Source organism: Sphingomonas sp. FG14 (genome assembly GCF_057809675.1).
Map to the genome: position 1 here is coordinate 16,226 of NZ_JBMDKK010000004.1, position 19,417 is coordinate 35,642.

Sequence of the window (19,417 nt, forward strand, 5' to 3'; positions counted from 1 at the left end):
GGAAAAATCCATTGGGCATATTAAATGTTTTATGTGAGGCGAAACAATATGGCATAATCACCCCTCACAGTGCGAGCTACGCAGTCTTAGACAACGACAAGTCGGCCGAAACAGTCGGCCGAATCGGGGGAGGAGGAAAGATGTCGCGCAAAGCATTGTTCGTTTCCGTGTCCGCTATCGCCATGACCACGCTGGCCAGTGCGGCGAGCGCCCAGGCGCAGACGCCCGCGCAGCAAGGTGCTTCCAGCGAAGCATCGGCAGATGCCCAGGAAAATCAGGACATCATCGTCACGGGCGTCTTCAACGCGACCTCGATCGAACGCGCGCCGATTTCGATCACCGCCGTCACCGAAGATGTGCTCAAGCGCCAGGCCCCGATCAGTTCGGCCGATGCGCTGAAAAGCGTGCCCGGTGTCTTCGTCAATTCGTCGCTCGGCGAAATCCGCAACATCGTCTTCTCGCGCGGCGTCTCCGCCCGATCGCTGGAAGCAGCAGGCGGCTATTTCTACGTTTCGCTGCAGGAAGACGGCCTTCCCGTCGAGCCGATGACGACGACCAATTTCGGCCCCGACTATTTCAGCCGCCTCGATATCATGACGAGCCGGGTCGAGGCGCTGCGCGGCGGCACCGCTGTCGTCACCGGCGCCAATGCACCGGGCGGCATCTTCAACTATATCTCCAAGACCGGAAAGTCGGCGCCCGGCACCCAGTTCCAGCTCAAGCTCGGCCTCGAAGGCGACGGCAAGTCGCCGCTTTACCGCATCGACGCCTATACCGGCGGCCGGATCGGCGAAAGCGACCTTTATTACACGCTCGCCGGCTTCTACCGCGAAAGCGACGGTGCCCGATATCCGGGCTACAAGCTCAACAAGGGCGGCCAACTGCGCGGCAGCCTGTTGTGGGATTATGACGGCGGCTCGCTCACGGTACGCGCCAAATATCTCAACGACCATAATGGCTGGTTCGAAACGCTGCCGGCGCGCGATTTCAAGGATCCCAAGATCCTGGCGCCCTATACCAATTTGTCGTCGGTCCTGCCGCCGCCCTCTCCGCACGCCTATACCGAGTTCGGGACGGGCAAACAGCGGACCTGGGATGGATCGAACCTTGTGAACGAGAAGGCTCTCGCCTTCGACGTCGATTGGCGCCACGAGCTGAGCGATAATATCACGATCCAGAACAAGTTCCGTTTCTCGCGCAACAAGGCGCATTGGAACACCGTGGCCGTCAATTTCGCCACGCCGTTGACCGACGCCGATAGCGGCATCCGCACGATCCAGAGCACCGCTGGCATCGACGGCACCTACACATATCGCATGCCGGACGGATCGGTGGCCGCGGTGGTCTCTCAGGTCGGCGGAACGCGGACCATCGTCACCAACAACCTGCCGAGCCAGAATATCCTGACCGGGGGCGTCATGGCCGGCCTGGCCTATCAACCCGATATGCGGTCCGAGAGCTTCCAGGATCAGCTGACCCTGACTGGCGATTTCGGGCGGCATCACCTGGCGATCGGCGCCTATTTCAACAAGTCGAAACTGGATGTGCGCTTCTCGGGCGCCGGCGGCGGCGTGATGACGCTCACGCCGCGCCCGGTGATGCTCAGCACGACGCTGACGCGGCCCGACGGCACCATCTACCAGGTGACCGACAGCTCGGGCTGGGCCGGCATCGGCCAGGGCCTCGCCATCCGCGAAAACGGCACCGACGTGACCGACATCTCGATCTATGGCGGTGACACCTGGGAAGTGACCGACCGGCTCACCATCGACGCCGGTGTCCGCTACGAGAACCTGAACTATGATTCCTATTTCTATCTGCCGGTGGCCTTTACCGGCAACAAGCTGACCACGGGCGGTCGCGACGGCAATCCGCTGACCCTGTACGACAACGCCACCACCGGCCGTGGCGCGCGGATGCCGTTCACGCGCAAATATGATTATTTCGCCTATTCCGGCTCGGTCGCTTATCAGTTCAGCGACAGCTTCCAGGCCTATATCCGCTACACAAGCGGCCAGAAGGCCCCCGATTTCGGCATCCTGTCCGGCATCACCACCGCTGCCGCGATCCAGACGATCTTCCCGTCGGCTGAGAAGATCCAGCAAATCGAGATGGGGCTGAAATATCGCAATGACGGCATCTTCATCCAGGCCTTCCCCTTCTGGAGCAAGAATTCGGACATCGCCGACAACCAGACCTTCACCTACAAGGCGGGAACGCCCAATGCGGGCGTGAACTATTCACCGCCGCCGGTGTTCGGGCAGGTCGAAACCTATGGCATAGAGATTTCGGGCGCCTTCGACGTCACGCGCCAGTTGAATCTCCATGCGGACCTGACACTCCAAAATCCCAAATCGAGCGGCTTCAGCACCTATACGCAGGGCCCTAAGGGCGACGGGACGGACGATATCGTCAGCACGGTGCCCAAGGGCACGGCGGACAACAATCCGAAAATCATCGCACGCGCGACGGCAACATATCGCCCCGTCGAGACGCTCTCGCTGTTCGCGACCTATTCCTATCTGGGCAAGCGCGCCGCCAATCGTCGCGACGCCTGGTACCTGCCCGGCTTCAGCACCGTCGATGCCGGGCTCGCCTGGGACGTCACCGACAATTTCAGCCTGCAAGCCAATGTCACCAACGTGTTCAACACAGTCGGCATCATGGGCTGGGCGAAGAGCGGCAGCCTGCTGACCGCGCTTGACCGGCAGACGCTGACGCCGCAGCAGGTGGCGGCCGATCCGAACCAGCTCTTCTCGGTCCTGCCCAATCAGCCCCGGGCCTTTTACATGACGGTTTCGTTGAAGCTCTGATAGGTCTTCGCGAACGGGCAATGAATGACGGCGACGGGAAGGCGGGCGACGAATGGATGATGTGAGCCCGCCCGTACCGCAGACGCGGGGCCTGTTTTCGGGCTGGGCCCTCGTCGCCATCCTGATGCTCTTCTATTTCCTGTCGTTCGTCGATCGCGCGCTCATCTCGTTGATGGTCGAGCCGATCCAGCACGACCTGAAATTCACCGACATGCAGATGGGCCTGCTGCTGGGGCCGGCCTTCGGCATCTTCTACGCGGCGGCTGGCATTCCCCTGGGCCGGTTGATGGACCGCTATTCCAAGCGCTGGCTCTGCATGGCGGTCGTGTCCTTCTGGGGATTGTCGACCGCCATTTCAGGCATGGCAAGCAGCTTCGCACTGTTCTTCGCCAGCCGCCTCGGCCTCGGCGCGGGCGAGGCGGGACTGTCGCCCGCCGCCTATTCGCTGATCGCTGAACAGGTGCCGCGCAAAAGGCTGGCGACCGCCTATTCCTTCTACACGGTCGGCGCCTTCGCGGGCGGCGGGCTGGCGATCGTCGGAGGAGGATGGGTCGTCCACGCGCTCGCGGCATCGGGCAGCGTCACCATCCCCCTGCTCGGCCAGTTTCGTCCCTGGCAGCTCACGTTCCTGCTGGTCGGCGGACTGACCATATTGGCCGCGCCCCTGGCATTGCTGCTGCGCGAGAATGTGCGCACAAACGTGACGGAGGCCCGCCCGGACGGCGAGCCTCAGGGTTCGTCGGGCCTTTGGGTGCTGATCCGGACCGATCCCCTCTTCTATCTCGGCTACCCCTTCGCGTTCGGATCGGTGAACGTGATCGTGACCGCGTTCCACGTCTGGACGCCTGCCTATATGGGGCGCACCTATGGCTGGCCGATCGAGACGGTGGGCCTTGCCTATGGCACCACGCAGGGGATCGCCGGCGTGATCGGCCTGCTCGGCATGGGCTGGCTGGTGGAGCGGCTGTACAATCGCGGCATGGTGGATGCGCATGCGAAGGTCCCGGCGATCGCCCTCTGCCTTTCGATCCCGGCGATGATCGCCGGCATCCTCTCGCACAGTCCAACGGCATTCCTGCTCGCCTCGATCGTCTTCTGGGGCGCGACCTATACCTATGCGGGCTATGCGCCGGCCGCGCTGCAACTGGGGACACCGGCATCGTTCCGCGCCAGTGTCGGCGCGGTCTATGTCACCTTCCTGTCGGTGATGGGGCTGTTCATCGGGCCGACCATGGTGAGCTGGTTCACCGAGGTCGTGCTTCAGGACAAGGCGAAGATCGGCCTGTCATTGGTGTTCGTGATGGTCGTGTGGACACCGATCGCGCTCACCGCGCTGATGGTGGTCGCCAGGAAGCTGCGCGCACGACATGCGATGTCGCCAAGCGCTGACCATGCTGCGGTTTAGGAAGAACAGGGCTTCGACAAGCTCAGCCCGAACGGCGTGTTGAGTGCCGATCAGGACTTCGATTGGCGGCGCGGCCCGGTGGGCTTCTCCCCGGTAACGCGCGCGACCGTGCCTTTCGAATAGTCGATCAGCTTACGCATCGCGTTGCGGGCTTCCGTCGCGTTGCGGTCGACGATCGCGTCCAGGATGGCCTTGTGCATCGCCAGCGAATGCTCGACGCCGTCGGGATTGTCGGCTCCGATCCGAAAGCTGATGATCAGCGCGGATTCCACCACCCTGCCGAGCGATGCGAACATGTCGTTGCCGCACGCTTCGATGATCGCGCGGTGAAAGGCCAGATCGGATTCGATGCTGTCATGGCTGCGCCCGGCGGCGGCCATGGCGTCGAACGCCTCGCCCATCTTGCGGAAATCATGCAGCTTCGCGCGCGACGCCGCGAGAAAGGCGGCGGTCGGCTCGACCATGTGCCTGAGTTCGTACAACTGATCGAGCACAGCCTCGCGATCGTCGGAACGCAGCCGCCATTCGAGGATGTCAGGGTCAAGAAAGTTCCAGTTCTCGCGCGGCAGCACGAACGTGCCCGCCTTGGGCCTGGCATCGACCAGTCCCTTCGCCGCCAGCACCCGCAGCGCTTCCCGCAGCACCGTGCGGCTGACCCCGAGCCGGGCGCAGCATTCCTCCTGCCCGGGCAGCGTCGATCCGGGCGCGAACTCGCCGGATACGATGGCGGCGCCGAGGTCCTGGATCACCCGACCGTGCAGTCCTTTGCCCTCGACGGCTTTCATTGGCTCTTCGCTCGCATGTTGACATATGAATCGACGGTTTCGCGGCACACTAATATGCGCGCCGGGAAACGTCCATGTCGGCCCGGAAGCGAACCGTCACCCGACCAGGGCATCATGGCCCAGTCCGGTGATCCGGGTTACGCCTGTCAGGCTGAGCGCGACCCGCAACTCGGCTTCGAACAGCGACAGCATGTGTCGCACCGCAGCCCCGCCGCCGGCGCCGAGCGCATAGGCCCAGGCGCGGCCGAGCAGGACGCAGTCGGCGCCCAGGCACAGCATCCGCGCGACATCCAGCCCGGAGCGAACACCGCCATCGGCGAAGATTCGTAGCCTTCCCTCCACCGCACGGGCGATCGCGGGAAGCGCTTCGGCGGTCGACGGGACGCCGTCGAGCTGACGGCCACCATGATTTGAGACCACGATGCCATCGGCGCCGATCGCGGCAGCGGCCAGCGCGTCCTCCGCGTCGAGGATGCCCTTGACCACAAGCGGACCGGTCCAGGCGCCGCGAATATATTCGAGATCGCGCCAGGTGATGCCGGGATCGAAATTGCTTCGCATCCAGGCCATGAAATCGTCGAGGCCGCTTTTCCTGCCCAGCAATGGCGCGACATTGCCCAGGCTGTGCGGCCGCCCCATCAGCCCGACATCGATCGCCCAATCGGGCCGCAGCATCGCCTGGCCGAAGCGCCGCGCCGCGCCGCGCAGGCCCGGCGTGCCCGCCAGCCCCGAGCGATAGTCGCGATAACGCGATCCCGGCAGCGGCATGTCGACCGTGAAAACCAGCGCCGAGCAACCACGCTCCCGTGCTTCCGCCAGCAAGGCGTCCACGAAACCGCGATCGCGCATCATGTAGAGCTGGAACCAGAACGGCGTGCTTGCCGCGTTCGCGACTTCGCCCAGCGAACAGGCGGAGACGGTGGACAGGCAAAAGGGGATTTCGGCACTCTCGGCAGCCGCCAGGGCCTGACGCTCGCCGCGCCGAGCAAGCAGCCCAGCCAGCCCGATAGGGCCGAGCGCGATCGGCATCGCCTGTCGCCGGCCGAAGATCTCCACGCCAAGATCCACGTCGGACACGTCACGCAATACGCGTTGCCGCAGCGCGATCCGGCGAAGATCCGCACGATTCCGCCGCATCGTGACCTCGTCATACGACCCGCCATCGACATATTCGAACAGGAAACGCGGCAACCTGCGTTGCGCCAGATCGCGATAATCAGACGCTGATGCCGCTATTTTCATGCCCTTGATCCGCCCTTAAATCTTCAATTACGCGCTTGACATGCGCTATGTAATCATACTTATTGTCCGAAACAACGATGAATTAGTAGAATGAGAAGCGGATGCTGACCCCACCTTCCATCTATCCCGACGTCGGCGCGCGCGCCGCGTCCAATCATTATGATTTCAAAGGGCGGGTCGCGGTCGTCACCGGCGGCGCGCAGGGCATCGGTTTCGGCGTCGCGGAGCGTATCGTCGCGGGGGGTGGCCTGGTCGCGCTTTGGGATTGGGATGAAGAGGTGCTCGGCAGCGCCGGTGAACGCATCGGCGGCGATGCCGTCGCAATGCGCCAGCGTATCGACGTGAGCGATCTCGCCGCCGTCGAAGCCGCCACGCGCGACGTGATCGATCGCTTCGGCCGGCTCGACATCCTTATCAACAACGCGGCACTGGTCGGGCCCAACGTCCCGACCTGGGAATACCCGCCCGAGGCGTTTCGCGACGTCGTCAATGTCGGGCTGACCGGGGCATTTTATTGCTGCCGCGCGGTCGTGCCGCACATGATCGAAAAGGGTTATGGACGGATCGTCAATGTCAGCTCGATCGCCGGCAAGGAAGGCAATCCGAACGCGGTGGCCTATAGCTCTGCGAAGGCAGGCCTGCTGGCGCTCACCAAGTCGCTCGGCAAGGAACTGGCCGGGCACGACATCTCGGTGAACGCGGTCACTCCGGCCTTTGCCAAGACCGCGCTTTCGATGACGCAATCGCCGCAGCATATCGAATATATCCTCTCGAAGATTCCGCGCGGGCGCATGCTCGAGATCGCGGAGGCGACGTCGATGATCTGCTGGCTGGCGACCGAGGAGAATTCCTTCACCACGGCGGCGGTGTTCGATCTTTCGGGCGGCCGCGCGACATATTGAGCCATCGGCGACATCATCAAAGGGGTAGCCATGCGTATTGTCAGGTTCGGTCTCGCCGGGTCGGAGCGCTTTGGATTGGTGGACGATGCGGACATCCTCCACGACGCTTCGTCGATCGTCGGAGATGAAACCGATTTCGAACGCGTGCTCGATCGGCTCGGCCGGGCGAACATTGCAGATCTGCCCAAGGTGCCGGACGGAGAGCGGTTCGGCTGCCCGGTCGCGCGGGTCGGCAAGGTCGTCTGCGCGGGGCTCAACTATTCGGATCATGCGGCCGAAACCAACATGCCGGTTCCGTCCGAGCCGGTTCTCTTCATGAAGGCGAACACGTCAGTCTGCGGCCCCAATGACGATATCCGCATCCCGCCCGATGCCGACAAGGTCGATTGGGAAGTCGAACTCGGCGTCGTCATCGGCAAGCGGACGACACGCGTGAGCGAGGCGGACGCGCTCGACCATGTCGCGGGCTATGTGGTCGTTCACGACGTATCCGAGCGTGCATTCCAGCTCGAAGGCACGGGTCAATGGCTGAAGGGCAAAAGCCTGGACAGTTTCTGTCCGGTCGGACCGTGGCTCGTCACCCGTGACGAAGTCGGCGATCCGCAGGATCTTGCCATGTATCTGGAGGTCAACGGCAAGCGGATGCAGGACGGCTCAACCCGGACGATGGTGTTCGGCGTCGCCTTCCTGGTTTCCTATATCAGCCGTTTCATGACGCTGGAGCCGGGCGACATCATCGCGACGGGCACGCCGCCGGGCGTGGGCATGGGTCAGCGCCCGCCGGTCTATTTGAAGCCGGGCGATCGTGTTTCGCTGGGGATCCAGGGGCTCGGCGTGCAGCGACAGACGGTGCGCCTGATCGACTGAAATCACGGCTCGGGACACGAGTGCCCGTCGGCCCATGTTCAAATCCAAAGGCGCGCTGCCCGGGCAGGCGCCGCCCGACGCTCACAAGGAACGACGATGAAGATCACCGTAACCGATGCGACCTTTCCGGCGCTGGCGCATGAACGCGCGATCGCCCAGGAATTCGGCGCCGAGTTCGTGGAAGCGAAATGCCGCAGCGCCGACGACGTCACCGCCGCCGCGGACGGCACCGACATATTGATCGTCCAGTTCGCGCAGGTGACGGCGGAGGCGATCGCGAAACTGGCGCCGGGTTCGCTCATCGTCCGCTACGGCATCGGGCTCGACAATATCGATCTGGCGGCGGCGCAGGCGCGTGGGGTGAAGGTCGCCTACGTGCCCGATTATGCGACCGGAGAGGTCGCGGATCATACCGCGTCACTCATCCTGGCCACGCTCAGATGCCTGTTGCCGCTCGATCGATCCGTGCGCGACGGCAAATGGGATGCGGTCGGCGTCGCCGGCGCACTGCAAAGCTTCACCGATACGACGATCGGCTTCATCGGCTTCGGCCGGATCGGCCAGGGCGTGCTGGCGCGGCTGAAGCCCTTCGGCTTCCGGAGCATCGTCGCCGACCCCTATGCCGATCCTTCAACGCTTGCGGACCTGGGCGCGGAGGCCGTCAACCTCGATACGCTCTTCGCCCGTGCCGACGCGATCACGCTGCATTGTCCGCTCACGCCCGAAACGCGGCATGTCGTGAATGCTGAAAGGCTGGCGGCCAAGCCGGGCCGCGCCACGCTGGTCAACACCGCACGCGGCGGCCTTGTCGATCCCGATGCACTTGTCGGCGCCTTGGAATCAGGGCTGCTGCGCGGCGCCGCGCTCGACGTGTTCGAGGCCGAACCACTGCCGCTCGATTCACCGCTGCGCACGTGCCCCAACCTCATCCTCACACCGCACGCCGCCTGGTATTCGACCAGTGCGATCGAGCGGCTGCAGGCGCTCGCCGCAGATGAGGTCAGGCGGCACCTGACGGGCGCACCGATGCGTCGCCCCGCCATCACCGGCTGATCGCCGATGGGCGCGGCGGCGCATCGTCACGCACCTCAACTTTCGCGCAAATGCGTGGCCAAGGTGTCGATATCGGTGTTGGTGCCGCAAACGAGGATACCGACGCGCTTGCCCTCCAGTTCGGCACGCAGCGGCCCGAGCAATGCCGCCGTCGCGGCGGCGGCGGCGGGCTCGACCGCGAGCTTCATCTCCTCGAACAACAGCCGCATCGCCGCCCGCATCTCACCATCGCTCACCTTCACCAGTGCATCGACATTGTCGCGGCAGAGACCGAGGGTGAAGGTGGCCGAATAAGGCGCGTTGAGGCTGTCCGCGATGGTGCTCGGCGACACCGTCGACGCGACGGCGCCCGCCGCGAAGCTGCGATGCATCGCGTCCGATCCTTCCGGTTCGACCCCATAGACGCGCGTGCCGGGCGAGAAGATCTTGGTCGCGGCGGACATGCCGCCGCACAGCCCGCCCCCACCGATCGCGATGATCACCGCGTCGAGCCCGGGCGCCTGGCGGCAGAATTCCAGGCCGAGCGTGGCGGATCCCAGTGCCGTCCGGCGCCCTTCGAAGGGATGGACGAAATAGCGCCCTTCCTTGTCCTGGATCTCGTTCGCGATCTCGAAGGCCTGGATCACATTGTCCGCGACGATCAGTTCCGCGCCATGCTTGCGGCATTGCGCCATCCGGAACGGATTGGCGCCGCGCATCATCACCACCTTGGCGGGCGTGCCCGCCAGCCGGGCGGCATAGGAGGTCGCGACCGCGTGATTGCCCGAACTGACCGCCGTCACGCCGCGCGCCAGCTCCTCGAGCGAAAGCTGCATGATGTTGTTGAGCGCGCCGCGCAGCTTGAACGATCCGGCGAGCTGGAACAGTTCCAGCTTCAGTATCACCTGGGTGCGGTCACCCAGGATCGCCTCGAGATCGGGGCCGCGCCAGCGATGCACCGGGGTTTCCGCGATATGCCCGTCGAGCCGCGCCCGCGTCTCTTCTATCTCCGATGCAGTCAACCCCGGCTCGGCAATGGCGGTCTCGGTCATCGAAATCCTCTCCTGATCATCATGCACCGGGGCTGATCCCGGCGAAGCAAATGGGCGGGCGTGTTCGAAGATCATCGATCGTGGCCGCGCCGCACAACTGCATCGTGCGGGCGAGTTCGTCGAGCAGAAGCGTGATGCAGCGCGAAACGCCCGCCTCTCCTCCCGCCGCCAGGCCGTAAAGATAGGGCCGGCCGATCGAGCAGGCATCGGCGCCCAGCGCCAGTGCGCGGACGATATCTCCGCCCCGGCGAATGCCGCCATCGACCACCAGCGTCAGATCCCCGCCCACCGCCTGACGGATCGGACGCACGCTGTCGACCGGCGCGATCGTATTATCGAGCTGCCGTCCGCCATGGTTGGACAGGATCAGGCCCTGAACACCGTGCCTGGACGCCTCCATCGCGTCCTCCACCGCCAGCACGCCTTTCAGCAGGATCGGGCCATCCCAGAGCGACCGCAGCCAATCGACGTCTTTCCAGCCGATGGCGGGGTCCAGCTCGCGATTGGCATAGGCCAGGAACGCCTCGGTGCTGCCCGCCGGCACGCGCGATCCGACATTGACCAGCCGGAAATCGCGATCCCTGGCGAGACCCGAAACCCAATGTGGTCGCATCGCGAAATCGAGAACCGAGCGCGCGCGCAGCCGTGGCGGCACCGTGAAGCCGTTGCGCCTGTCGCGCAGCCGGTTGCCCGATGTCGTGGTGTCGACGGTCAGGCACAATGCGTGATAGCCGGCCGCCCGGCAGCGCGCCAACAGCTCCTCGCTCAGCCCGCGATCGCGGAACATGTAGAGCTGGAACAGTTTCGGCGCATCGGGCACCGCCGCGTCCTCGATCGACGTCGTCGCGAAGGTGGAGAGGCCGTAGAAGAGCCCGGCCCGCGCCGCCGCGCGCGCGACCGCGATCTCCTTGCCCGCATGGAACAGCCGCGTCATGCCCGTCGGCGACAGCATCAGCGGCGCCGATACGCGCCGCCCCAAAAGGCTGGCCGACATATCGGGCCGCGCCACGCCCATCAGCGTGCGGGGGACGAGCGGACAGGCGTCGAAGGCGGCGGAATTGCGCGCGATCGAAATCTCGCTGTCGGCGCCGCCCTCCAGATAATCCCAGATCGGCCTTGGCAGCCGTGCACTCGCGGCCTGCCGCAGGTCCGCGACCGACCAGAGGCGATCAAGCCGCGTCATGATGGCGGCTTACATGTTTGCGCAGGATCGTCAGCGAAATCGCCAGCATCGTCATCAGCAATGCGATGACGACGAAAAAGCCGCCGCCCTCGACGCCGATCAGCGCGCCCCCGGCGATGGCGCTGATCATCGCGCCCGTTCGCCCGAAGCCCACGGCGACACCGATCGCCATCGCCCTGGTCTCGACCGCATAAAGCTGCGCCGCGACCGCGAAAAGGATGGACTGGATGCCCGCGCTGAACACGCCGAGCAAGGCGAGCAGCGCCAGGGTCGGCGCGAATGCGCCGGGATGCGGTGGCCAGGCGACAAGCAGCGCACTGGTCGCTCCGCCGCCAAGCGCCATCGCCACCAGCACGATCTTCGACCCGAAAGGGCGGATCAGCGCCGCGCCGAGCAACGCGCCGACGATGCCGCCGCAATTGAAGATCGCCGCGACCAGGCTCGCCCCGCGCAGGTCGAACCCTTCGCCCGCGAGCAGGCTGGGCAGCCAGTTGAGCGAAAGATAGACCGCCATCATCGACCAGAAATAGGCGGCCCATATCGCCAGCGTATCGCGCCGCACATTCCCGGCCAGCAGAAGCGCGGCGGCGTTGCCTAAGCCCGGCGAGGCCGCCGCATCGGCGCCGTCCGATACCGGCGCGGCGCGGCGCTCCAGAAACAGCGCGATGCCGAGCAGCATCGAGACCAGCCCGCAGCCGACGAAGAGCGGCCGCCATCCGAACGCGGGCAGGATCCACGACGCCAGGAAGCCCCCCACCATGCCGCCGAGCGGGATGCACAGGATCGTCGAGGTGACGGCAAGCGGACGCCAGCGGGGCACGACCGTCTCCGACATGATCGCCGCCGCGTTGGGAATGGCGCCGCCCATGCCCAACCCGGCGATGAAACGGAAAACGAGCATCTCGTTCACCCCGTCGGCGATCGCGCAAAGACCGGTGAACAGGCCGAACAGGACGACGCTGATCGCCATCGCGGCGGGCCGGCCGATGCGATCGCCGGCATGGCCCAGCAGGATCGTCCCCACCGACATGCCGATCAGGCCGACCATGAAGACGATGCCGAAACTGCCCTTCTCCACGCCCCATTCGCCCGCGATCGCGGGCAAGGCGAAGCTCAGCGCCTGGCTGTCCAGCCCGTCGAGCAGGATGGCAAGCGCGGTCAGCACACCCAGCTTGCGATATGCCAGCCGGGCGAAGATCATCGGCATTGATGGCTCGAAAACGCTGTCTGGTCTTGGCGCATGATTCCTCCCGCTGGACAAGTTTTATATTTTATATAATCTCTCGAAAGGCAAGAGGAGAGAAGACGCATGCATTCCAGGGTTCGGATCGGACGCGGGCTGGCCGGCCTCGTGATATCGGCGCTGCTGAGCGGAACCGCCCATGCCGGCATGACATCCGACGCCGTGTTGAAGCGCATGCGCGCGGCGCTTGGCGAAACGCAGGAGGGCTGGACGCTCGAGGGCAGCGGCGAGGCGTTCAGGATGCCCGCGCGCTTTTCGATCCAGCGCGACGGCGGCGACCGGCTGAGCATCGCCATCTCGACCGCCGTCTACCAGATCGATCGCGAGGTCGATGCCGGTGGCGGCACCGAGCGCAACGGCTGGGCCGGCATGCAGCCCGCCGCACCGGCGCGCACCCGCGAACTCGCGCCGGCGGCGCTCGCGCGCACCCGTGCGGCATCGCTGTTCCTGCCGTTCACCGGCCGGATCGAGCCGGTCGCGAACGCACCGCTCGACGCCAGCGACATCGACGGCCGCAGCGCCTATCGCATCGCGATCAGTGACGGATCCAGCCTGTTCGTCGACGCCAAGACCTTCCTGCCCTTCCGCCGCGACTATCCGACGCATTGGGACGAAGGCGGCGCGCTCAGCACGTCGCGGTTCGACGACTACCGCAAGGTCGGCGCCGCGCGCCTGCCCTTCCGCATCCAGGATGCCGCGCCCGACAACAGCAAGCAGACCGTATCGATCACGGTCTCCGCCTATCGGCCGCTGGCGAAGCGGCTGCCCCCCGTCGCCCACGCCCCGTCAACCACACCGCCCGAAATCAGCCTCTCCATCGCGCCGTCACGGCTGTTCAAGGAACATGACTATCTCGCCGACAACGCCGCCTGGGAAATCAATCCGGCCTGGGCGATCTCCTATCCCACGACCGAGACCTTCACCCTCGATCTGATGCTCGACGAACGCGACGGGCGCTGGCTGGAACCGGTTTCGGCCAGGGTCTTCCTCGAAGCGAAGGGCAAGGCGTTCCGTACGATCGACTTCGGCGCCGCCGAACTCGGATCGGTCCGCCGCACCTTGCTTTCCCGCTATTCGGGGCAGGCGCCGGTATCGGTGTTCCGCCATCACTTCACCACGCCCGTGCCGATGGCGGTCGACGCCGTCCGCTATGAAATGGTCGCCCGCGACGCCCAGGGCCGCACCGCGACGGTCTCGCGCAGCTTTCCGGTCACCGTCTACGACCAGAAAACGCCGCTGATCTTTCCCTTGAAGGGGAATTTCATGGCGATCTCCGCGCATGACTATGACGATCCGTCGCACAAGGACGATTTCAGCCAATGGGGCGCCTATGACATCGTCGCGCTCGGCGAGCGGTTCGAACTGCTCAACCGGCCCGTGGCGGTGCCGCGCAACGAAGATGTCCATACCTTCGAAAAGGAGGTCATCGCACCCGCCGGCGGCACCATCGTCGCGATGCGCGACGGGGTGCCCGACGATACGCCCGGCGATCTGCTGATGCAGGGAATGCCCGATCCCGTCCACGCCCTGCCGGGCAACTGGATCATGCTCGATCATGGCAATGGCGAAGTCAGCTTCTTCTGCCATCTTCGGCAGGGCGCGTTGCGCGTGAAGCCGGGGCAGAAGGTCAGCCAGGGAGAGGTCATCGCGCTGCTCGGCGGATCGCAGACGACAGGCTATCCGCATCTCCATTATCAGTTGCAGACCAGCGCCAATCTGATGCGGACCGACGGAATCCCGGCCCGTTTCGACAATATCGAACTCGCCTTTCCCGCGCCTGGCCTCAAGCTGAAGACCCCGAAATACGGCTATTATCTGCGCACCACCACGCCCGCGGAGGTGAAATGACGACGCTGCGCCGACGCGAGTTGCTGGCCGCGCTCGCCGCCCTGCCGATGGCGACGAGAGCATCCGCAGCATCCGCCACCGATGACGCGGTCGCCGCGCGGGACCGGATGCAGCCGCAGCTCAATTTCCTCGCTGCGCCCGGCCTGGTGGAATCGCTGCCCGACCGGCCGTTCTCGGGGGTGCCGATTCTCGTCAAGGATCTGCTCGACGTCGCCGGAATGCCGACGCGCTACGGCTCGCGCGCCTATGGCGAGCGCGGTGCCGCCACCGGCCAGTCGCCCTATGTCGAGGCGCTCCGCAACGCGGGCTTTGCCATCGTCGGGAAAAGCACCACGTCCGAATTCGGTTTCCTGCCGACCGCCGAGGCACTCGGCCCCGGCTCCACCGCCAATCCCTGGGACGTCACTCGCTCGACAGGCGGATCGTCCGGCGGGGCGGCGGCGGCGGTCGCCGCCGGCGTGGTGCCGATCGCGCATGCCGGCGATGGCGGCGGATCGATCCGCATCCCGGCGGCCTGTTGCGGCCTGTTCGGGCTCAAGCCCTCACGCGGGCGGCTTGTCCGCCCCGCCCCAGCGCCGCCGCGCGCGATCGAACTGGGCGTGCAGCATGTGCTCACCCGCACCGTGCGGGAGAGCGCCATGATCTTCGCGCTGACCGAAGCCGCGGGGGCGAGCGCGCCGATCGGCTTCGTATCCGGCGCCAGCAACAGGCCGCTGCGCATCGGTTTCGTGGAGGAGAGCATGGAAGGCATCGTGCCTTCGGACGATGTGCGCGCGGCCTTTGACGATGCATTGCGGCTGCTCGGCAGGATCGGCCTAAAACCGGTCAAGACAAGGTGGCCGGTGAAGCGCGGCGTGATGCACCATTTTCTCGCCTATTGGGCGGAAGGCGCGATGATGCAGAAAAAGGCGACGCCCAGGCCCGAATTGCTCGAACCCTTCACCCTGGCGCTCGCGGACCATGCCGAGCGCATGGGGCCGGAAAAAAGGGCGCGCGCGGCGGAAGGACTGGTCGCCGCCTCGGCTGCCTTCAACGGCTGGTTCGACATGTTCGACATCATCGTCACGCCGGTGCTGCGCACGGTGGCACCGAAGCTCGGCCATCTCGCTCCCACCGTGCCGTTCGACACGCTGTACGATCGGCTTTTCGAATTCGCCGGCTATACGCCGATCCACAATGCGGCGGGGGCGCCCGCGATGAGCGTGCCGATCGGATGGTCGCCCGAAGGACTGCCGATCGGCATCCAGTTCGCCGCCGCCCCCGGCCGCGACGATCTGCTGTTCGATCTCGCCTATCGCCTGGAAGCGGCGCACCCCTGGGCCGATCGGAAACCGCCCGTCCACGCCGAAGCCCGAGGATAAACGATCAGGCGGCCAGCAGGTCCGCCGCGTGCCGTTCGTACCAGGACAGGGATTTCTGGAGCAGCGAGAGCATGATCTCCTTCGCGCGCTCGGGCTCGTGCGCGCGCAGCGCGTTGACCAGATCGACATGCTGGGGCTGCACCGCGAGGAAATCCTCGCGGTCGGCCGGCGCTGAGTTGAACACGCTGATGTGCAGCGGCCCGATGCGCAGCCAGAGCCGCTCGATCATCTCGACGATGTAGGAGGAGTCGCAGGCGTCGTAGATCTGGAAGTGGAAGTCGTAATTCGCCTTCAGTTTGTCGCGCGCTTCGGTATCGGCCGGGCGCGTGAACATCTCCTGCAACCCCGCATTGAGCGCCGCGACCTGATCGTCGGCGATGTTCTTCGCCGCCTGTTCGACGGCATAGCATTCGATCAGGATCCGCGCCTCGTAGATCTTGCGCACTTCGGTGAGCGTATAGACGGGGACGCGAACCGAACGGTTGGGCAGGAATTCCAGCGCGCCCTGCGATGCGAGCTGCTGCACGCCCTCGCGCACGGGCATGAAGCCGAGCTGCATCATTTCCGCCAGTTCGCGGACCGTGATTGCCTCGCCCGGCGAGAACCGCCCGGACAGCAACGCGGCCCGCAACTCGCCATAGGCCAGTTCGCGCAGCGTGTAGCCCTTCACCCGCCCCACCTTGGGGGCTCCCCATCCGTCGACCATCGGTTCCTTCGATACTCCTCCGGCAGACCCTAGAGCGATTTCAAGGCAGGTGAAATCATCTGCGGACACAAGCGCCTTGCGGGCCGCGCGATTCAAAAAAATCGCGCAGCCCGCTCTAGGCCCTTGCCGGGCGGATTTCTAGAATGCCGTGCGCACGCCGGCAAAGACATACCGTCCGACCACATCATAAAAGATGGGATTGGTCGCCAGCGGGCTCAGGAAGTTCAGCGGCACCGGCGGGGGCTTGCGATCGAAGACGTTGTTCATGCCTGCGAACAGTTCCATCGATTTGTCGTCGCCGAGCTTGATGCCATAGCGGCCGCCGATATTGAAATACCAGCGCGAGGAAACGCTGTTGTCGTTGATGTCTTCGGCGGTGAAGCTGTTGTCGTAATTGGCGGGGCCGACATAACGGGTCTGCAGAAAACCCGAAAACGCCCCGCGATCGTAGTTCAGGCTCGCGGTGCCCCGCCAGTGCGGCACGCTCAGCGAGATATCGGCATTGGGATTGACCTCTCCCGCGCGCTCGAAGACGACGGCGCCATTGGGGGAAAATTCCTTGTCCATCACATGCGTCGCCAGGACGCGCGCGGTCACCCGGCCGCCCAGCGACAGCCAGGAGGATTCGGGCACGCGATAGCTGAGTTCGAAATCGAGTCCCTTCGTCCGCAGGCTGGCGACGTTGATCAGTTGCGCGCTGATCCGGGTGATCGTTCCAGTGGCGTCACGGGTGATCGTCGAGCAGACATCCGAATAACCCTGGGCGCAAAGGTTCACCGCTTCCTGCGCGGCGAGCGAGTTGATCGCGTCCTTGATCTTGATGTCGTAATAATCGACCGAGAGCTTCAATCCGTGCGCCCAACCCGGCTGGAATATCGCGCCGAAGGTCTTGCTGTCGGCCCGTTCGACGCCAAGATTGGTGTTGCCGCCAGTGATGATCGGCGTGAAGGTGTTGGCGCCCTTCACAGGATCGAGCACGTTCGCGAACGACAGCCGCGTGGTCGCGAACAATTCGCCGATATTGGGCGCACGGATGTCGCGAGAGATCGTGCCGCGGAAACGGAGATCGCGAACCGGGCTCCAGTTCGCGCCGGCCTTCCACGTCACCACCGAACCCGTCGTCGAATAGTCGGTCACCCGCACCGCGCCGTTGACTTCGAGCAGTTCGAGGCCCGGCTGGCCGGAAACCAGCGGCGCGGCGAGTTCGGCGAACCCTTCGGCGACGCGATAGCCGCCATTGACGGGCTGCGCGTTGACGATGAGGAAGCCGTTGTTGAGCGACGTCTCGTCCGCCGACGAACGCACCTTCTCGCGGCGATATTCGGCGCCGGCGGCGAAGGCCACGGGCCCGGCGCCCAGATCGAACAATTCGCCGGTGACCGATCCTGAAACCACCTGCTGGGTCAGGCGAGACTGAAGCAGTCCGGTTGCGTTCACATAATCGATCGCCGCCTGGCTGGGGGAACCATAGCCGAACGGATTGAGCGGCTGGCACCCCGGCGCTCCGCCGGTCAGCGTCGCACGGCACACCGGCGCGCCGGTCACCGGATCTTTGACGACATCGACGGCATTGGCGAAATTGGCGGTGATCAGATTGTTGAGCTGGCGGGAATCGAACTTGCTCTGGCCATATTCATAATAGGCTTCCCACGACCATTTGGCGCCCAGATCGCCGCGCGCGCCGAAAATGCCGCGAAAGGTGTCGGTGGTCGTGTCCGCCGTCACGAAGCCGAGATCGGTGTTGAGGCGGAACAGGTTGAAGCCGGTGATGCCGTTCGCGGTCAGCAGCGTCCGGAACGCGGCCGGGATGAAGGGATTGTCGGCGGAGATGCGCGCCGGAAAGGCGAAGCTCTGCACGGTCTCGGCAACCGATCGGGTGCGGCCCCAGCCCGCCTCGAAGAACAGCGAGATATCGTCGGTGACCTCGTAATTGCCTTCGGCGAAGACATTGGTTCGCGAATAGGGCACCGAGATATCGGCATATTGGCCCATATTCGCGCCATCGCCGCCGATCTGCGAATTGCCGTCGTTGAAACTGCCGAAATTGTTGGTGGCCAACGTGCCGCCGGGGCCGAAGCGGATGCCGTGGATCGCCGGATGCCCGCCGAGCACGAGCCCGCCCTCATTGGCGAAGAACAGGTTGACGTCCTGCGCGATCAGTTGCGCGGGGATGCCGTCGGCCGGCCCGGTATCCTTGGGATTGCCGATCAGGCCCCAGCGCTTGCGGCCCCAGCTCCGGTCGCTTTGCGCGCCGATGCCCTTGTCGCGCTGATATTCGGCGGCGAGCATCAGATAGCCGCGGCCATTGGCGAGCTGCGAACCGATGACGCCGCCGACGCGCAGATTCTGCGCATCGCCCCGCTGGCTGATCCCCTGCTGCACTTCCAGCCGCGCGCCGTCGAGCTTCCTGTCGGTGATCAGGTTCACCACGCCGGCGACGGCGTCCGATCCCCATGACGCCGATGCGCCGCCCGTCACCACTTCGACGCGGCCGAGCGCGATCGAGGGAACGACGTTCAGATTGACGGTGCCGTCGCTCGCCGTCGGCACATGCCGACGGCCATTGACGAGGACGAGCGTGCGATTCGCGCCGATGCCGCGCAGGTCCAGCGTGTTGTTGCCGTTTTCGCGCGAGCTGAGCGATGTGGTCGCCGGCGTCGTCGTCGGCGTGAAGGACGGGATCTCGTTCAGGAAATCGGCGACATTGACGGTGCCGCGCGCCTGGAGATCCTCCAGCCCGATCGCGGTCACCGGGGTCGGTGCCTCGAATCCCGTCTTCACGCGCGTGGCGGTGACGGTGATCTCCGCCGGTTCGGCGTCCTCCGCATCCTGCGCGGCGGCCTGCCCGGCGGATATCAGCGATCCGGCGAGCAGCGCGAAGGCGCAGGCGGAATTTCGTGCGGTGCGGATGGTCCGGCGGCGGATCGCGATAACGCTTTGCTCAATCTTCATGGTCCCCCCTCTGGCCGGGAAGGCTG

14 protein-coding genes are annotated in these 19,417 nt (G+C 65.2%); 7 read left to right on the forward strand and 7 right to left on the reverse strand.

The window, feature by feature from the left end; genetic code table 11:
- Positions 1-140 precede the first annotated feature (140 nt).
- Together ACODTA_RS15245 and ACODTA_RS15250 are read left to right on the forward strand one after the other, a co-directional pair.
- Positions 141-2,813, forward strand: a complete 2,673-nt coding sequence (locus ACODTA_RS15245) for a TonB-dependent receptor (RefSeq protein WP_489066807.1) — start codon at positions 141-143, stop codon at positions 2,811-2,813.
- Between the two features lie 52 nt (positions 2,814-2,865).
- Positions 2,866-4,218 carry an MFS transporter gene (locus ACODTA_RS15250; RefSeq protein WP_489066808.1) on the forward strand — a complete coding sequence of 451 codons (1,353 nt, stop codon included), beginning with the start codon at positions 2,866-2,868 and terminating at the stop codon, positions 4,216-4,218.
- Positions 4,219-4,268: 50 nt separating this feature from the next.
- Here the strand turns inward: ACODTA_RS15250 and ACODTA_RS15255 are convergent, their stop codons facing one another.
- Both ACODTA_RS15255 and ACODTA_RS15260 read right to left on the reverse strand, forming a co-directional pair.
- A complete protein-coding gene (locus ACODTA_RS15255; protein ID WP_489066809.1) occupies positions 4,269-4,967 on the reverse strand; it encodes a FadR/GntR family transcriptional regulator in 699 nt (232 codons plus the stop codon).
- A gap of 132 nt (positions 4,968-5,099) precedes the next feature.
- Entirely contained in the window at positions 5,100-6,245 is a 1,146-nt protein-coding gene (locus ACODTA_RS15260; RefSeq protein ID WP_489066810.1) for an L-lactate dehydrogenase, read from the reverse strand.
- A gap of 101 nt (positions 6,246-6,346) precedes the next feature.
- Here ACODTA_RS15260 and ACODTA_RS15265 point away from each other — a divergent pair, with 101 nt between their 5' ends.
- The 3 genes from ACODTA_RS15265 to ACODTA_RS15275 all read left to right on the forward strand — a co-directional run bounded on the left by ACODTA_RS15265 (position 6,347) and on the right by ACODTA_RS15275 (position 9,067).
- Positions 6,347-7,147 (forward strand): SDR family NAD(P)-dependent oxidoreductase, encoded by an 801-nt coding sequence (locus tag ACODTA_RS15265; protein WP_489066811.1) that lies wholly within the window; start codon positions 6,347-6,349, stop codon positions 7,145-7,147.
- 30 nt (positions 7,148-7,177) lie between these two features.
- Positions 7,178-8,014: a fumarylacetoacetate hydrolase family protein gene (locus tag ACODTA_RS15270; protein ID WP_489066813.1), complete on the forward strand. Its 837-nt coding sequence runs from the start codon at positions 7,178-7,180 to the stop codon at positions 8,012-8,014.
- 96 nt (positions 8,015-8,110) lie between these two features.
- Positions 8,111-9,067 (forward strand): C-terminal binding protein, encoded by a 957-nt coding sequence (locus ACODTA_RS15275; RefSeq protein WP_489066815.1) that lies wholly within the window; start codon positions 8,111-8,113, stop codon positions 9,065-9,067.
- 35 nt (positions 9,068-9,102) lie between these two features.
- On the opposite strand, the gene ACODTA_RS15280 is transcribed toward ACODTA_RS15275, so the two are convergent.
- The 3 genes from ACODTA_RS15280 to ACODTA_RS15290 are packed head-to-tail and all read right to left on the reverse strand — an operon-like array spanning position 9,103 to position 12,488.
- On the reverse strand, positions 9,103-10,098 hold the full coding sequence (locus tag ACODTA_RS15280; protein ID WP_489066816.1) for a threonine/serine dehydratase family protein: 996 nt from the start codon (positions 10,096-10,098) through the stop codon (positions 9,103-9,105).
- Positions 10,099-10,117: 19 nt separating this feature from the next.
- Entirely contained in the window at positions 10,118-11,281 is a 1,164-nt protein-coding gene (locus ACODTA_RS15285) for an alpha-hydroxy acid oxidase (protein ID WP_489066817.1), read from the reverse strand.
- A complete protein-coding gene (locus ACODTA_RS15290; protein WP_489066818.1) occupies positions 11,268-12,488 on the reverse strand; it encodes an MFS transporter in 1,221 nt (406 codons plus the stop codon). Before ACODTA_RS15290 ends, ACODTA_RS15285 begins: the two co-directional genes overlap by 14 nt.
- A 102-nt stretch (positions 12,489-12,590) precedes the next feature.
- Here ACODTA_RS15290 and ACODTA_RS15295 point away from each other — a divergent pair, with 102 nt between their 5' ends.
- Both ACODTA_RS15295 and ACODTA_RS15300 read left to right on the forward strand, forming a co-directional pair.
- Positions 12,591-14,372: a M23 family metallopeptidase gene (locus tag ACODTA_RS15295; protein ID WP_489066819.1), complete on the forward strand. Its 1,782-nt coding sequence runs from the start codon at positions 12,591-12,593 to the stop codon at positions 14,370-14,372.
- On the forward strand, positions 14,369-15,733 hold the full coding sequence (locus tag ACODTA_RS15300) for an amidase family protein (RefSeq protein WP_489066820.1): 1,365 nt from the start codon (positions 14,369-14,371) through the stop codon (positions 15,731-15,733). The genes ACODTA_RS15295 and ACODTA_RS15300 overlap by 4 nt, the downstream gene beginning before the upstream one ends.
- A gap of 4 nt (positions 15,734-15,737) precedes the next feature.
- Here the strand turns inward: ACODTA_RS15300 and ACODTA_RS15305 are convergent, their stop codons facing one another.
- Positions 15,738-16,439: a GntR family transcriptional regulator gene (locus tag ACODTA_RS15305; RefSeq protein WP_489066821.1), complete on the reverse strand. Its 702-nt coding sequence runs from the start codon at positions 16,437-16,439 to the stop codon at positions 15,738-15,740.
- A gap of 138 nt (positions 16,440-16,577) precedes the next feature.
- Complete coding sequence (locus tag ACODTA_RS15310; protein ID WP_489066822.1) at positions 16,578-19,391, reverse strand: TonB-dependent receptor domain-containing protein; 2,814 nt, start codon at positions 19,389-19,391, stop codon at positions 16,578-16,580.
- Positions 19,392-19,417 lie beyond the last annotated feature (26 nt).

What these genes read in the sequence shown, in the direction of transcription:
- ACODTA_RS15245 (WP_489066807.1), top strand. Translation starts at nt 141, where the DNA reads ATGTCGCGCAAAGCATTGTTCGTTTCCGTGTCCGCTATCGCCATGACC.
- ACODTA_RS15250 (WP_489066808.1), top strand. Translation starts at nt 2,866, where the DNA reads ATGGATGATGTGAGCCCGCCCGTACCGCAGACGCGGGGCCTGTTTTCG.
- ACODTA_RS15260 (WP_489066810.1), bottom strand. Translation starts at nt 6,245, where the DNA reads ATGAAAATAGCGGCATCAGCGTCTGATTATCGCGATCTGGCGCAACGC.
- ACODTA_RS15265 (WP_489066811.1), top strand. Translation starts at nt 6,347, where the DNA reads ATGCTGACCCCACCTTCCATCTATCCCGACGTCGGCGCGCGCGCCGCG.
- ACODTA_RS15270 (WP_489066813.1), top strand. Translation starts at nt 7,178, where the DNA reads ATGCGTATTGTCAGGTTCGGTCTCGCCGGGTCGGAGCGCTTTGGATTG.
- ACODTA_RS15275 (WP_489066815.1), top strand. Translation starts at nt 8,111, where the DNA reads ATGAAGATCACCGTAACCGATGCGACCTTTCCGGCGCTGGCGCATGAA.
- ACODTA_RS15280 (WP_489066816.1), bottom strand. Translation starts at nt 10,098, where the DNA reads ATGACCGAGACCGCCATTGCCGAGCCGGGGTTGACTGCATCGGAGATA.
- ACODTA_RS15285 (WP_489066817.1), bottom strand. Translation starts at nt 11,281, where the DNA reads ATGACGCGGCTTGATCGCCTCTGGTCGGTCGCGGACCTGCGGCAGGCC.
- ACODTA_RS15290 (WP_489066818.1), bottom strand. Translation starts at nt 12,488, where the DNA reads ATGCCGATGATCTTCGCCCGGCTGGCATATCGCAAGCTGGGTGTGCTG.
- ACODTA_RS15295 (WP_489066819.1), top strand. Translation starts at nt 12,591, where the DNA reads ATGCATTCCAGGGTTCGGATCGGACGCGGGCTGGCCGGCCTCGTGATA.
- ACODTA_RS15300 (WP_489066820.1), top strand. Translation starts at nt 14,369, where the DNA reads ATGACGACGCTGCGCCGACGCGAGTTGCTGGCCGCGCTCGCCGCCCTG.
- ACODTA_RS15305 (WP_489066821.1), bottom strand. Translation starts at nt 16,439, where the DNA reads ATGGTCGACGGATGGGGAGCCCCCAAGGTGGGGCGGGTGAAGGGCTAC.
- ACODTA_RS15310 (WP_489066822.1), bottom strand. Translation starts at nt 19,391, where the DNA reads ATGAAGATTGAGCAAAGCGTTATCGCGATCCGCCGCCGGACCATCCGC.